Genomic DNA, 13431 nt, shown 5'->3' with positions numbered 1-13431 from the left:
CCTAGCGCATCATCAGGACGTCCAGAGCTTCGTCCAGATACGCGCCGAACTCGTCGGGGCCGGGCAGCGCCGACGGCACCGCGTGCCAGAGCTGCGCGTGCCCCAGAAAGACCGTGTACGCCAGCAGTCCGCGACGCCGCGCCTCCGGCTCGGGGAAACCGAGCCCGGTGAAGAGCTCGGCGACGTACGCCACCCGGCGCTCGGTCACGCGGCGCATGACCTCGGCGACCTGGGGGTGCGAGGCGGTCGCGAGGAGGGCCACCTCCAGGGGGTCGGAGATGGTCGACGCGATGGCCTCGCCGAAGAGCAGGCGGATGCGCCGCCGGGGGTCGGGCTCGGCCTCGACCTCCTGGATCGTCGCTTCGGTGTGGATCTCGGCCCAGCGGTTCAGGGCGGCCTCGATCAGCGCGTCACGGTTGGCGAAGTGCCAGTAGAAGCTCCCCTTCGTGGTGCCCAGGCGGACGGCCAGGGGTTCCACGGCGACGGCAGCGAGACCGCCCTCGCCGATCGCGGTGAGGGCGGCGTCCGCCCAGTCCTGAGCGGTGAGCCGGGGCTTGGCCGTGGGGTTCTTCTGCTGCCGTTGCGCCATGGCCATACGGTACCGTATGGTCGTCCATACGCCAGCGTATGGAGGTACGTGATGGGCATGGTGCGCAATGAACACGAGCGTGTGATCGAGGCCCCGGCAGGGGAGGTCGGAGCCCTGCTCGACCGGCTCTCCGCCGAGGACGACCCGGTCTTCCCGACGCCGGCCTGGGTGGCGATGATCTTCGACCGTCCGCTCGGCGTGGGCGCGACCGGCGGCCACGGCCCGGTCCGCTACAGCGTCGCGGAGTACGAGCCGGGGAGGCGCGTGCGCTTCGCCTTCACCCCGCCGGACAACGGCTTCCACGAGATGTCCGTCGAACCGGCGGGGGAGGGACGCTGCCGCGTCCGCCACGTCCTGGAGACCGACCTGCTCGGCAGGAACCGCCTGCTGTGGCCCGCCGTCGTCCGGCCCCTGCACGACACGGTCATCGAAGAGGTCTTCGACAACATCGAGCGGGTGACGACCGGCGGCTGCGCCCGCCCCGTCCGGTGGTCGCCCCAGGTGCGGCTCTACAACCGGCTCCTGTGGGACCGCCCGAAGACGGTCGGTACACCCGAGTCCGCCCGCTTGATCCACACCGCCGTCGACCGCCCCGGCTACGAGGACGCGTACCGAATGAGGCTGCTCCCCGGGCAGCCGCGCGACCCGGAGGCCTGGACCGGCATCCTGCGCGACGCCTTCCCCGTCCTCGCCCGCGAGAACGGGGAACTGCTCCTGGAGGTGGACATCGCGGGTCTGACCGCCCGCGCCTCGATCCTGGTCGACGGCCGGCACGTCACGCTCAGCACCGCCGTCCGGGCCGACACCCTGCGCGGCAAGATCTACTGGGGCGTGGTCAGGCGCGTCCACCCGTTCATGGCCCGCACCATGCTGCGCCGCACGCACCGCAGGCTCGCCCTGGCGGCGCCGAGCGCGGGCGAGCGGGAGCTGGAGCGCCGGCGCTCGGCTGTGTCGGGTCCGTCTCACTTGGTGAGCGGGTGAATGGACGGCGGACATCACCCCGTAATGTTGTGGGGGTGACCGTGAACGCTAAGACCACCACTACCGGTGGCAACACCTGGCGAGACCTTCCCGCGGCGCAGCAGCCTGAGTACCCCGATGCCGAGGCTCTGCGCGATGTGATCGCGGACCTCGAGTCGTATCCGCCGCTCGTCTTCGCGGGCGAGTGCGACCAGCTGCGCGCCCGACTGGCCTCCGTCGCCAAGGGAGAGGCGTTCCTGCTTCAGGGCGGCGACTGCGCCGAGGCCTTCGACGCCGTGTCGGCCGACCACATCCGCAACAAGCTGAAGACGCTGCTCCAGATGGGCGCCGTCCTGACGTACGCGGCCTCCGTGCCCGTCGTGAAGGTCGGCCGCATCGCCGGGCAGTACTCGAAGCCGCGCTCCAAGGGCACCGAGACCCGCGACGGCGTGACCCTGCCGACGTACCGCGGCGACTCGGTCAACGGCTTCGACTTCGACGAGAAGTCACGCGTCCCGGACCCCGAGCGCCTGAAGCGGATGTACAACGCATCCGCCTCCACGCTCAACCTGGTGCGCGCCTTCACCACCGGCGGTTACGCCGACCTGCGCCAGGTGCACGCCTGGAACCAGGACTTCGTCAAGTCGTCCCCCTCCGGTCAGCGGTACGAGCAGCTGGCGCGCGAGATCGACAACGCGCTCAACTTCATGCGCGCCTGCGGGACGGACCCGGAGGAGTTCAAGACCGTCGAGTTCTACGCCTCGCACGAGGCGCTGCTCCTCGACTACGAGTCGGCCCTCACCCGCGTGGACTCGCGCACCGGCCGGCTGTACGACACCTCGGGCCACATGGTCTGGATCGGTGAGCGCACCCGGCAACTGGACGGCGCGCACATCGAGTTCGCCTCCAAGGTGCGCAACCCGATCGGCATCAAGCTCGGCCCGACGACGACCCCGGAGGAGGCGCTGCAGTACATCGAGCGCCTCGACCCGGACCGCGAGCCCGGCCGTCTGACCTTCATCGTCCGCATGGGCGCCGACAAGGTCCGCGACAGGCTCCCGGAGCTGGTCGAGAAGGTCACCGCCTCCGGCGCGACCGTCGCCTGGATCACCGACCCGATGCACGGCAACACGTACGAGGCGGCCTCCGGTCACAAGACCCGCCGCTTCGACGACGTGCTCGACGAGGTCAAGGGCTTCTTCGAGGTCCACAAGGCCCTGGGCACGCACCCGGGCGGCATCCACGTCGAGCTCACCGGTGACGACGTCACCGAGTGCGTGGGCGGCGGCGACGAGATCTTCGTCGACGACCTGCACCAGCGCTACGAGACGGCCTGCGACCCGCGCCTGAACCGCAGCCAGTCCCTGGACCTGGCGTTCCTGGTGGCGGAGATGTACCGCGACCAGTAGGTATCAGCAGGTATTCCCGCACGACGCGACGGTGGGGCACGGATCCATGTGATCCGTGCCCCACCGGCGTATCGGGGCTTTTGTGGACCTCGGGGCGTGGGTAAGGTTAGGTTAGCCTCACCGATTAATCGGGACGGCGCCGCCGATGAATCCTGCCCGGGAGGTGAACCGCGTGTACGTCTGCAACTGCTTCGGAGTCACCGAGGCGCAGGTGAAGCAGCACGCGGCGGACGGTGCCTGCACACCCCGCCAGATAGCGTCCGCCAGCAAGGCGGGCACCGACTGCGGTTCCTGTGTGCGGAGCATCCAGGCGATCCTGGGCCGGGGCACGTGCCCCCGCAGGGAGCTGGCCGACCAGGGGCAGCCCGTGCTCACCGGTGTGGATGCAGGCATGGACACCAGCCTGGACCCCGGCCTGGACGAGGCCGCCTAGCCCGCGTCAGCTCTCCGGCTGCTCGATGAGCTGCGCGATGTAGAGCGGCTCGCCGAGCTTCTCGACCAGTTCGAGCTGGGTGTCGAGATAGTCGATGTGGTGCTCCTCGTCCTCCAGGATCGACTCGAAGATGTTCGCGGAAGTGATGTCCCCCTTGCCGCGCATCACCTCGATCCCGCGCTTGAGGCGGTCGATCGCCTCCGCCTCGATCTGCCGGTCGGCCTGGAACATCTCCGTGACGGTCTGACCCACACGTACGTGGAAGAGCCGCTGGTAGTTGGGCAGGCCGTCGAGGAAGAGGATCCGGTCGGTCAGGATCTCCGCGTGCTTCATCTCGTCGATCGACTCGGACCGGGTGTACTTCGCGAGCTTGGGCCAGCCGAAGTTCTCCTGCATCTTGGCGTGGAGAAAGTACTGGTTGATCGCCGTGAGCTCGGCGGTCAGCTGCTCGTTGAGAAATTCGATGACCTCGGGGTCGCCCTGCATCGCAGAGGCTCCTTCCACGTGGTAACTGGGCAGGTTCCGCGCATCCTTGCACCGGTACGGGAGGCCGTCCAGTAAGTGCATGCTTAGTAGGAGTTGCCCCAATCAGCCTCCGACCGGCGCCTGTCGGAGGCCTCCTGGTCACGTCCACCTACCCGGGTCTGTCAGGATGGACTCATGGGTCAGTCGGCGGATCGCGCATCTCGGGGAGCAGTGGAGCCGGAGCTCCCACCGGGGCAGCGACTGCAGAGGGGCTGGCCGGTCACCCACTACGGTCCGGTGCCGAAGTTCCGCCCGGAGCGCTGGGAGTTCAGGGTCTTCGGGGCCACCGCCGACGGGGACAAACACTGCTGGACGCATGAGGAGTTCTCGGCTCTTCCGTACGCCACCGTGGTCGGCGATCTGCACTGCGTCACGAAGTTCAGCATGCTCGGCGCCGAATGGGGCGGGGTGCCCGCGCGGGCCCTGCTGGAGATCGCACCGCCGGCGCCGGACGCCACGCATGTGATGGTCTGGGCCGAGTACGGCTTCAGCTCCAACCTGCGGATGGCCGACTTCATGGACGAGCGCACGATTTTCGCCACCCACAAAGGGGGCGAGCTGCTGACCGCGGAGCACGGGTTCCCGCTGCGGCTCGTGGTGCCTCATCTGTACGCCTGGAAGGGGCCCAAGTGGGTCCGTGGCGTCGAGTACATGACCGCCGACCGCCGCGGCTTCTGGGAGGAGCGCGGCTATCACAACGTCGGCGACCCCTGGACCGAGCAGCGCTACTCGTACCAGGAAGAGCCCGGGGACGGCCCCGAGCTCTAGTCCTGGCTGCCGTCAGTGGTGGTACTGGTGCACCACCGCGTGGCCCTTGCCGCGGCCGATCATCCACTTGTTGACCGGGACGGTGATCACGAAGGCGGCGGCCAGCGCGATCGCGAGGATGTACCAGAACATCGGGTCCGCCAGGTGGGCGTCCATCGCTCCGGGCCAGAGCGCGATCACGCCGTTGTCGATGAGCTCCATCACCGCGATGGAGAGGGTGTCCGCGGCGAGCGCGACCCGGAAGGCCGTCCTGAAATCGACGCCCGCCTTGAGGATGCCGCGCAGGGTCAGGGCGTATCCGAAGAAGAAGGCCAGGGTGATCGCGAGGATCATCGTCTGCACGTTCCCCCAGCCCAGCGCGGTGCCGATGACCATGCCGAGGATCTCGCCGATGGCGCACCCGGTGAGGCAGTGGAGGGTGGCCTGCGCCGCCATGCGCCAGCTGACCTTGCCCATGCCGTGCTGCGCCTCGTGCTGGTGCCCGTGCTGCCCCGCGTGCTGGTGCTCGTGGTGCGCGTGCTCGGCGTGCGTGTCGTGATCGTGCTGCATGCGAATCCCCCAACGTCGGACAACGGTTCCTGCCGCCTGGCAAGAACCGTATACCCCCAGGGGGTATTCCTCAAGGGATCTCTGAGAGTGCTGAGGTCGCTAGATGCTCCTGAGTTCCTTCAGGCGCGCCACGTCCGCCGCGTGCCCCTCCTTGCCGCCGGGCGTCTCGATGATCAACGGCACGTTCTCGGTCGCGGGGTGGGTCATCAGCTCGCGGAAGGGCTCCTCGCCGATGTGGCCGGTGCCGATGTTCTCGTGACGGTCCTTGTGGGCGCCGACCACGTCCTTGGAGTCATTGGCGTGCACCAGCTTCAGGCGGCCCTCGCCGACGGTGTCGACCAACAGGTCCAGCGTCTCCTTCATGCCGCCGGGACCTGCCAGGTCGTGGCCCGCCGCGAAGATGTGGCAGGTGTCCAGGCAGACGCCCAGCTTCGGGTGGGCGTCCAGCGCCTCGAAGTACGGGCCGAAGTCCCAGGTGCGTGAGCAGAGCGAGAAGCCCTGGCCCGCGGTCGACTCCAGGAGGAGGAAGGGGTCGTCGTCGTGTGTCAGCTCGTCGAGCAGCGGCAGCATCCGCTCGCGTACCTGCCGCAGGGCGACGGCGCGGTCCCGGCCACCGGTCGCGGAACCGGTGTGCACGACGACCCCGAGTGCGCCGATCGCGCGGGCCCTGCGCAGCGAGTGGCGCAGGGAGTCCACGGATTTATCCACGGTCGCCTCGGTGTGCGAGCCGAAGTTGATGAGGTAGGGCGCGTGGACGTACGCGGGAATCCCCTCGGCGGCACAGGCCGCGCGGAACTCCTCGTCCTGCCTCGGATTGCCGGGCGGCGTGGCCCACCCCCGCGGATTGGCCACGAACACCTGGACGGCCTCGGCGCCCAGGTCACGGGCGTACGACAGACCGACGGAGGCGAGGCCACCCGCGACGGGGACGTGGCCGCCGACGGGGTTGCGGGACAAGGGGCCGCTGGACTTGGCGCTGGGGGACTTATTGCTGCTCACGCGCTAAAGGGTGGCATGCGAGTGAGGGGGGTCCGCCAGCGGATCCCGGCCGGCCGGGCCCCGCAGGGCCGCGGGGAACTGCGCGACCAGCCACAGACGGCTCACAGATCGGAACAGGCAGGCCGGCCCGCGCACGTCCGCGGGCCTGCGCCGGGTGCCCAGACGTATGCCACGGGCCCCCGGCCAGGATCAGCGGATCTTGATGGTGATCGTGGAACCCTTGGGCGCCTTGTCGCCACCGTCCACGGACTGGTCCTCCACCTTGTCCCCGAAGAGGCCCAGAAGTCCGCGGTCCTTCTCCACGTCGAAGCCGACGGCCTCCAGCTCCTGTGTGGCCTCGTCGACGCTCATGCCCTCGACGTCCGGGACCTCGATCATCTCCGGGCCCTTGGACAGCGTCAGCGTGACCGTGTCGCCCTCGGCGAGCCGCCTCTGGCCCTCCCTGGGGGACTGGTCGACGACTGTGCCCTTGTCCTCGTCGGAGTGGATCCGCTTCGTCTCGACCTCGACCTTCAGGCCGAGGTCCTCCAGCTCGGAGGTCGCGTCGGCCTGGGAGTCGCCCGTCACGTCGGGGACATCGACCTCGGGTCCCTTGCTGACGGTGATCGCGATGGCCGAGCCCGCCTTGCGCTTGGCGCCCGCCTTCGGGTCCGTGCCGATCACGGAGCCCTTGCGGACCTCCTCGCTGAAGGCCTTGTTCGTCATCCCGGGAGCGAACCCGGCGTCCTTGAGTTCTTCCTTCGCCTTGGCCACGGGGGTGCCCCTGAGGCTCGGGACCTTCACGATCTCGGGGCCCATCGAGATGGTCAGCGTCACCCGGTCGTTGTCACGGATGCGCTCGCCCGCCTCGGGGTCGGTGGCCATCACCGTGCCGCGCTTGTCGGTGTCGCTGTACGCCCGCTTGACGTCGTTGACCCCGAGTCCCGCTTCGCCGAGGCGCTTCTTGGCCGCCGACTCGGTCTTCGCCAGGAGCGGCGGGACCTTCGTGAACTGGCCGGAGTTGATGTACCAGACGCCCGCGCCGAGGCCGAGGGCGAGCAGGACGGCGGCGACCACGGTGAGCGTGCGGCGGCGCGGGTCGAGGCGCCTGCGGGTGGGCGCGACCGGTGGAGCGGGCGGCGGCGACGCCAGGATGCTCGTGCGGTTGAGCTGGTCCTGCCGGTCCTGCTGGCTCGGCCGGTCCTGGTCGCCGTCCGTGGGGAGCGGCATCTGTACGGGACGTACCGCGCGCGGAATCACGTTCGTACGGTCGTCGGAGTTGTCGTGCCGCGCGTCCTCGTGGTCCGCCGCGTGGGCCTGCGGCGGCACCGCGTCCAGCTGCTCGACGGAGAGCGCGGCGCGCGCCGCCCTGGCCTGCCCGAGGAGCGCCACCGCGTCGTACGGGCGGACGTCGGGCGTGCGGGCGGTGGCGGAGGCCACCAGCTCGTCGAGCTCGACGGCGAGCCCCGGGACGACAGCCGACGGGGGCGGTACGTCCTCGTGGAGGTGCTGGTAGAGCACCTGGGCGGGCGACTCACCGGAGTGCGGCTTGGCGCCGGTCAGCATCTCGTAGAGCACGACCCCGCACGCGTACACGTCCACACGGGTGTCGGCGGTGCCGTGCTCTATCTGCTCGGGGGCGAGATAGGAGACGGTGCCGAGGACCGTGCCGGTCGTGTTCGTGACGGTGTCCACCGCACGCACGAGCCCGAAGTCGGCGACCTTGACCCGGCCGTCGTCCCCTATGAGGACGTTCTCCGGTTTCATGTCGCGGTGCACGAAGCCCGCGCGGTGCGCGGCGCCGAGCGCGGCGAGGACCGGCTCCAGGATGTCCAGGGCCGCGCGCGGCTGCAGGGCGCCGCGCTCGCGGAGCACGTCACGCAGGGTGCAGCCGGCGACGTACTCCATCGCGAGATAGACGTACGCGCCGTCGGCGCCCTGGTCGTACACCCCCACCACGTTCGGGTGCGAGAGCCGGGCGATCGACTTGGCCTCACGGATGAAGCGCTCGACGAACGAGACGTCGGCGGCCAGTGTCGGGTGCATCACCTTGAGCGCGAGCACGCGGTCGAGGCGGGTGTCCACGGCCCGGTAGACCGTGGCCATCCCGCCGACCGCGATCCGCCCGTCCACGCGGTAGCGGCCGTCGAGCACCTGCCCGACGAGCGGGTCCTGAAGGGTCGTGTCCACGCAGGGAGTCTACGAGCCACGGCTGACAGGGTTGCCCGCCCGGGTTGGCTCGGGCCCCGACTGCAGCCGAGCTGTGACAGGCACGCGACGCTCAGAAGGCGGGCCGCTCCGGGTCGAGCCGGGCCATCCCCTCCGCGGGCGACGACGCCTCGGCGAAGTGCCGCCGGGGAATGCGCCCGGCCCGGTACGCGAGCCGCCCCGCCTCGACCCCGTGCCGCATGCCCTCGGCCATCAGGACCGGCTCCTGGGCCCGCGTCACGGCCGAGGCGAGCATCACACCCGCGCAGCCGAGTTCCATGGCGAGCGCCGCGTCGGACGCCGTCCCCGCGCCCGCGTCCAGGATCACCGGCACGCCCGCGCGCTCGACGATCAGCTGGAAGTTGTGCGGGTTGCGGATGCCGAGCCCGGAGCCGATGGGGGAGCCGAGCGGCATGATCGCCGCACAGCCCACGTCCTCCAGTTTCCGGGCGAGCACCGGGTCGTCGTTCGTGTACGGGAGGACCGTGAAGCCGTCGTCGACGAGGGTCTCGGCGGCGTCGATGAGCTCGATCGGGTCGGGCAGCAGGGTGCGCTCGTCCGCGATGACCTCCAGCTTGACCAGGTCGGTGCCGAGCGCCTCCCGCGCGAGCCGGGCGGTCAGGACGGCCTCGCCCGCGGTGAAGCAGCCCGCCGTGTTCGGCAGGACGCGGATGCCGAGCCGGTCGAGGACGGAGAGCACCGAGCCCTGCACCCCGGGGTCCAGGCGGCGCATCGCGACCGTCGTCAGCTCCGTACCGGAGGCGACGAGGGAGCGTTCGAGCACGTCCAGGCTCGGCGCACCGCCCGTACCCATGATCAGGCGGGAGGAAAGGGTGAGCCCGCCGATGACGAAGGGGTCGTCTGCCATGTCGGTTCAGCCTCCTTGGACGGCGGTGAGGACCTCGACGCGGTCACCGTCGGTGAGCGGCGTCGTGGACCACCGCGCGCGCGGGACGACGGTTTCGTTGAGCGCGGCGGCGACCCCGGCCGGGGCCGCGGTCAGGGTGGCGACGAGGGTTTCGAGCGTGGTGCCCGCGGCCACGTCGCGTGCTTCTCCGTTGACGGAGACGGCGGTGACGGCTGAGTCGGACGGGAGAGTCATGCGGGCTGCTCCAGGAAACGCTGCGTGAGGGAATCGCGGACGAAACGCAGGGGGGTGAACCCTCGTGCCTCGTCGGGCAGTTCACCGGTGGTCAGGGCGTGCGCCATCACGTCACCGGTGACGGGCGTCAGGAGGACGCCGTTGCGGTAGTGCCCGGTGGCCAGCTGGAGGCCGGGGAGCGCGGTCGGGCCGAGCAGCGGCGCGTTGTCGGGGGAGCCGGGGCGCAGGCCCGCGCGGGTCTCCGTCAGCGGCAGTTCCGTGATGCCGGGTACGAGCTCGTGGGCGTCCCGAAGCAGCTCGTACACGCCGCCGGCGGTGACCGTCGTGTCCCAGCCGAGCTCCTCGCTGGTGGCGCCGACGACCAGCTCGCCGTTCTCGCGCGGCACCAGGTAGACGTGGCTGCCGCGCACCACGGCGCGCACGGTGCGGCTCAGGAACGGTGCGAGACGCTGCGGCACCGTGAGTCGCAGCACCTGGCCCTTCACCGGGCGCACGGGCGGCAGGACGCCCTCCGGAACCCCGGCGAGGCGCCCGCTGAGGCTGCCGGCGGCGAGCACGGTCTGGCCGGCCTCCAGGGCGGTGCCGTCGGCCAGGACGACTCCGGCGGCCCGGTCGCCCGCCACCGAGAGGCGCTCCGCCCACGCGTGGTGGAAGATCACGCCGGCCCGCTCGCAGGCCACCATGAGCGCCGCGGCGAGCCTGCGCGGATCGATCTGGTGGTCGCCGTCGACCCGAAGGCCGCCCCGGACGCCCGGCGCGAGCATCGGCTCCAGACGGCGGCACTCGCGCCCGCTCAGCCACTCCGACGCGAGCCCCGACCGCTGCTGAAGGGCGTGCAGCTCACGCAGGTGGGCACGGTCGTCGGAGTCGAGCGCGACGGCGAGCGTGCCGCACGCGCGGTAGCCGAGATCGCGGCCGCTCGCCTCCGTCAGCTCGGCCGCGAAGTCGGGATAGCGCTGCGCGGAGGCCACGTTCAGGGCGAGCAGCGTCTGCTCCCCGTAGTGCAGCTCGGTGACGGCGGCCAGCATGCCCGCCGCGACCTGCGCCGCGCCGCCGCCGGGCTCGGGGTCCACGACCGCGACGGTCAGGCCACGCTGTGCCGCCCGCCAGGCCGTGACCAGGCCGATGATGCCGCCCCCGACGACCAGGACGTCGGTCGTGGTCGTGCTCGTCGTGCGGAGTGGTGTTCGTGGATGCATGGGTGTCCAGCCCCTCCCTTCGCCGGCATGACCCGGATCAGGTTCGTACGGTCGGAGGCCGTCCAGCCTCCCTCTCAGCCCGGTGCGTCCGGGCTCCCGCGAGTGCTCTGCACGGCAACCCTAGCCCTTGGTGCCCCGGGGTAGGTAGGGCGGCTCTGCGGTCAGGAGCGGTGACGGTGTGTCAGAGATCTCGCCGTCGCGCCCTGAGGCGCGCCTCGTCCGCCGTCCTAGAGTGATCGGGTGAGTGAGCAGCGGAGGCAGGAAGAGCGCCGGGTCGTCATCGTCGGCGCGGGGATGGCCGGGGTGCAGACCGCCGTGGCCCTGCGTGAGCAGGGATTCGCCGGTGCGGTCACGCTGATCGGCGCGGAGCCCCACCAGCCGTACGACAGACCGCCGTTGTCCAAGGCCGTGCTGCTCGGCAAGGCGGAGGGCTCCGCCTTCGACATCGACTTCGAGGCGCTCGGCATCGAGCTGAGCCTGGGCCACGAGGTCACGGGGGTCCGCACCGCGGACCATGCCCTGGACACCGAGCGGGGCCCGGTCCCGTACGACGCCCTGGTCATCGCCACCGGCGCCGAGCCGATCCTGCTGCCCGGCGCCTTCGGGGTCCCCGGCGTCCACCTGCTGCGCACGCTGGACGACGCCGAGCGGCTTCGGCCCGTGCTCGCCGAGCAGCACCGCATCGTCGTCGTCGGCGCGGGCTGGATCGGCGCCGAGTTCGCGACCGCGGCGCGTGAGGCGGGCTGCCAGGTCACCGTCGTCGAGGCCGCGGAGCGACCGCTCGCCGGGGCGCTGCCCGCGGAGGTCGCCGCCCCGATGACGTCCTGGTACGCCGACTCCGGGACCGACCTGCGCACCCACGCGCGCGTGGACCGCGTCGAACCCGGCAGCGTCCACCTGGCCGACGGCACCCGGCTGCCCGCGGACGCGGTCGTCGTCGGCATCGGCGCGCGCCCCGCCACGGGATGGCTCGCGGACTCCGGCATCACCCTCGGCGCCTACCGGGAGATCCTCGCCGACGACCACCTGAGGACGTCGGAACCCGATGTGTACGCGGTCGGCGACTGCTCCTCCTTCCCTTCGGGAAGGTATGGCGAGCGCCTTCTCGTCCACCACTGGGACAACGCGCTCCAGGGCCCGCGCACGGTGGCCGCGAACATCATCGGCGATACCCCTTCGGCGTACGACCCCGTCCCGTACTTCTGGTCGGAGCAGTTCGGCCGCTTCGTCCAGTACGCGGGCCATCACGCCTCCGCCGACGAGCTGGTGTGGCGCGGAGATCCGGCGGGCGCGGCCTGGAGCGTGTGCTGGCTGCGGCAGGGGGCACTGGTGGCCCTCCTCGCGGTGGGCCGCCCCCGGGACCTGGCCCAGGGTCGCAAGCTGATCGAGGCGGGCGCCCGGCTCTCCGCCGAGCTGGCCTCGGATCCCGCGATTCCGCTGAAGAAGGCACTGCTGGCGTAGCGCTGCCGCCGTGACCGGGGCCTCTGACCGGCCGCTGTCGGTGCCCGGAGATACCCTTGTTCCCGTGACCGAGATTGACGCAAAGACTGATGCTCTCGTCCCCGAGTGGCTGCACCTTCCCGACATCGCAGAAATGCTCGACGTCGAGGTGACGCGTGTGCGCCAGCTGGTCAAGGAGGGCCAGCTGATCGCCGTACGCCGTGGTGAGAACCGCGCGCTCCAGGTGCCGGCCGCCTTCATCGACGGCGACAAGATCGTCAAGGGCCTCACCGGCACCCTGACGCTCCTGAGGGACGACGGCTTCAACGACGAAGAGATGCTGGAGTGGCTCTTCACTCCCGACCCCACCCTGCCCGGCACCCCCGCGCAGGCCCTGAGCGAGAATCGCGGCACGGAGGTGAAGCGCCGCGCCCAGGCGCTCGCCGTCTGACCGAAACGGAAAACCGTTGCGTACGGGCCGCGGATCCTTCGGGGACACGCGGCCCGTAGGCCACCGACGACCGGGGGGACCTTTCCATGGCCACCAAGCCTGCCCGCGAGCAGCTCGCCGACGCCCGCCTCTACCTGTGTGTGGACGCCCGCAAGCGCCAGGGAGACCTCCCGGAGTTCCTCGATGCCGTCCTCGCCGGCGGCGTCGACATCGTGCAGCTGCGCGACAAGGGCATGGAGGCGGCCGAGGAGCTCGACCACCTCCAGGTCTTCGCCGACGCGGCCCGCCGGCACGGCAAGCTCCTCGCGGTGAACGACCGCGCGGACGTCGCGCACGCCATCGGCGCCGACGTCCTGCACCTGGGCCAGGGCGACCTGCCCGTCCCCGCCGCCCGCGCCGTCCTCGGCCAGGACGTCCTCATCGGCCGCTCCACGCACGCCGGCACGGAAGCCGCCGCCGCGGCGACGCAGGACGGCGTGGACTACTTCTGCACGGGCCCCTGCTGGCCGACCCCCACCAAGCCGGGCCGGCACGCCCCCGGACTCGACCTCGTCCGGTACACCGCCTCGCTGGGCACCGACCGCCCGTGGTTCGCCATCGGCGGCATCGACGCGGGCAACCTCGACGAGGTGCTCGAAGCGGGCGCCCGCCGTGTCGTCGTCGTACGGGCGATCACGGAGGCGGACGATCCGGGCGCCGCGGCCGCCGACTTCGCGAAGCGGCTGCGTACGGCCTGATCGGCGATCTTCGGCCAACCTTCGGCGACGCTGTCCGCAGGGTGGACGGGGATTGGCCGGTAGCCGTGCCCCCTGGCTAACCT

At 71.1% G+C, this 13431-nt stretch carries 15 protein-coding genes and 1 riboswitch; of the genes, 7 read left to right on the top strand and 8 right to left on the bottom strand.

Features of this window, described 5'->3' with window-relative positions:
• Position 1: 1 nt before the first annotated feature.
• On the bottom strand, positions 2-595 hold the full coding sequence (locus tag ACZ5U5_RS06705; RefSeq protein WP_469017308.1) for a TetR/AcrR family transcriptional regulator: 594 nt from the start codon (positions 593-595) through the stop codon (positions 2-4).
• Between the two features lie 51 nt (positions 596-646).
• On the opposite strand from ACZ5U5_RS06705, the gene ACZ5U5_RS06700 reads away from it, so the two are divergent.
• From ACZ5U5_RS06700 to ACZ5U5_RS06690, 3 genes are all read left to right on the top strand, one after another.
• Positions 647-1570 carry a DUF2867 domain-containing protein gene (locus tag ACZ5U5_RS06700; RefSeq protein WP_469017305.1) on the top strand — a complete coding sequence of 308 codons (924 nt, stop codon included), beginning with the start codon at positions 647-649 and terminating at the stop codon, positions 1568-1570.
• Between the two features lie 35 nt (positions 1571-1605).
• Positions 1606-2958 (top strand): class II 3-deoxy-7-phosphoheptulonate synthase, encoded by a 1353-nt coding sequence (locus ACZ5U5_RS06695; RefSeq protein WP_469017302.1) that lies wholly within the window; start codon positions 1606-1608, stop codon positions 2956-2958.
• A gap of 145 nt (positions 2959-3103) precedes the next feature.
• On the top strand, positions 3104-3391 hold the full coding sequence (locus ACZ5U5_RS06690; protein WP_469017299.1) for a (2Fe-2S)-binding protein: 288 nt from the start codon (positions 3104-3106) through the stop codon (positions 3389-3391).
• Between the two features lie 6 nt (positions 3392-3397).
• Here ACZ5U5_RS06690 and bfr read toward each other — a convergent pair whose 3' ends face one another.
• Positions 3398-3877: a bacterioferritin gene (gene bfr, locus ACZ5U5_RS06685; RefSeq protein ID WP_363208257.1), complete on the bottom strand. Its 480-nt coding sequence runs from the start codon at positions 3875-3877 to the stop codon at positions 3398-3400.
• A gap of 174 nt (positions 3878-4051) precedes the next feature.
• Between bfr and ACZ5U5_RS06680 the strand changes: the two genes are divergently transcribed.
• A complete protein-coding gene (locus tag ACZ5U5_RS06680; protein ID WP_453450509.1) occupies positions 4052-4684 on the top strand; it encodes a sulfite oxidase-like oxidoreductase in 633 nt (210 codons plus the stop codon).
• Between the two features lie 12 nt (positions 4685-4696).
• Here the strand turns inward: ACZ5U5_RS06680 and ACZ5U5_RS06675 are convergent, their stop codons facing one another.
• The 6 genes from ACZ5U5_RS06675 to thiO form a co-directional block, all read right to left on the bottom strand.
• Positions 4697-5233 carry a DUF4396 domain-containing protein gene (locus ACZ5U5_RS06675; protein WP_469017294.1) on the bottom strand — a complete coding sequence of 179 codons (537 nt, stop codon included), beginning with the start codon at positions 5231-5233 and terminating at the stop codon, positions 4697-4699.
• Between the two features lie 99 nt (positions 5234-5332).
• Positions 5333-6232 carry a deoxyribonuclease IV gene (locus ACZ5U5_RS06670; protein ID WP_469017292.1) on the bottom strand — a complete coding sequence of 300 codons (900 nt, stop codon included), beginning with the start codon at positions 6230-6232 and terminating at the stop codon, positions 5333-5335.
• Between the two features lie 189 nt (positions 6233-6421).
• Positions 6422-8401 (bottom strand): Stk1 family PASTA domain-containing Ser/Thr kinase, encoded by a 1980-nt coding sequence (gene pknB, locus ACZ5U5_RS06665; protein WP_469017289.1) that lies wholly within the window; start codon positions 8399-8401, stop codon positions 6422-6424.
• Between the two features lie 91 nt (positions 8402-8492).
• Entirely contained in the window at positions 8493-9287 is a 795-nt protein-coding gene (locus ACZ5U5_RS06660; RefSeq protein ID WP_160504559.1) for a thiazole synthase, read from the bottom strand.
• A gap of 6 nt (positions 9288-9293) precedes the next feature.
• Entirely contained in the window at positions 9294-9521 is a 228-nt protein-coding gene (gene thiS / locus ACZ5U5_RS06655) for a sulfur carrier protein ThiS (RefSeq protein WP_469017285.1), read from the bottom strand.
• Positions 9518-10720 carry a glycine oxidase ThiO gene (thiO, locus tag ACZ5U5_RS06650; RefSeq protein WP_469017283.1) on the bottom strand — a complete coding sequence of 401 codons (1203 nt, stop codon included), beginning with the start codon at positions 10718-10720 and terminating at the stop codon, positions 9518-9520. Before thiO ends, thiS begins: the two co-directional genes overlap by 4 nt.
• Positions 10718-10830: riboswitch (TPP riboswitch) on the bottom strand. (Overlaps the previous gene by 3 nt.)
• A gap of 130 nt (positions 10831-10960) precedes the next feature.
• Here thiO and ACZ5U5_RS06645 point away from each other — a divergent pair.
• The 3 genes from ACZ5U5_RS06645 to thiE all read left to right on the top strand — a co-directional run bounded on the left by ACZ5U5_RS06645 (position 10961) and on the right by thiE (position 13348).
• Positions 10961-12181, top strand: coding sequence for an NAD(P)/FAD-dependent oxidoreductase (locus ACZ5U5_RS06645; RefSeq protein WP_469017280.1), 1221 nt, complete (start codon positions 10961-10963; stop codon positions 12179-12181).
• Between the two features lie 64 nt (positions 12182-12245).
• The gene (locus tag ACZ5U5_RS06640; protein ID WP_160504555.1) at positions 12246-12611 is read left to right on the top strand and encodes an Rv2175c family DNA-binding protein; all 366 of its coding nucleotides are present in this window, start codon (positions 12246-12248) and stop codon (positions 12609-12611) included.
• An 86-nt stretch (positions 12612-12697) separates the two neighbouring features.
• A complete protein-coding gene (gene thiE / locus ACZ5U5_RS06635; protein ID WP_469017278.1) occupies positions 12698-13348 on the top strand; it encodes a thiamine phosphate synthase in 651 nt (216 codons plus the stop codon).
• The last annotated feature ends 83 nt before the right edge of the window (positions 13349-13431 follow it).

Source organism: Streptomyces sp. NPDC033177 (genome assembly GCF_055577715.1).
The sequence above is the reverse complement of the archived record's forward strand: the minus strand, read 5'-3'. Positions and strand labels throughout refer to the sequence as shown.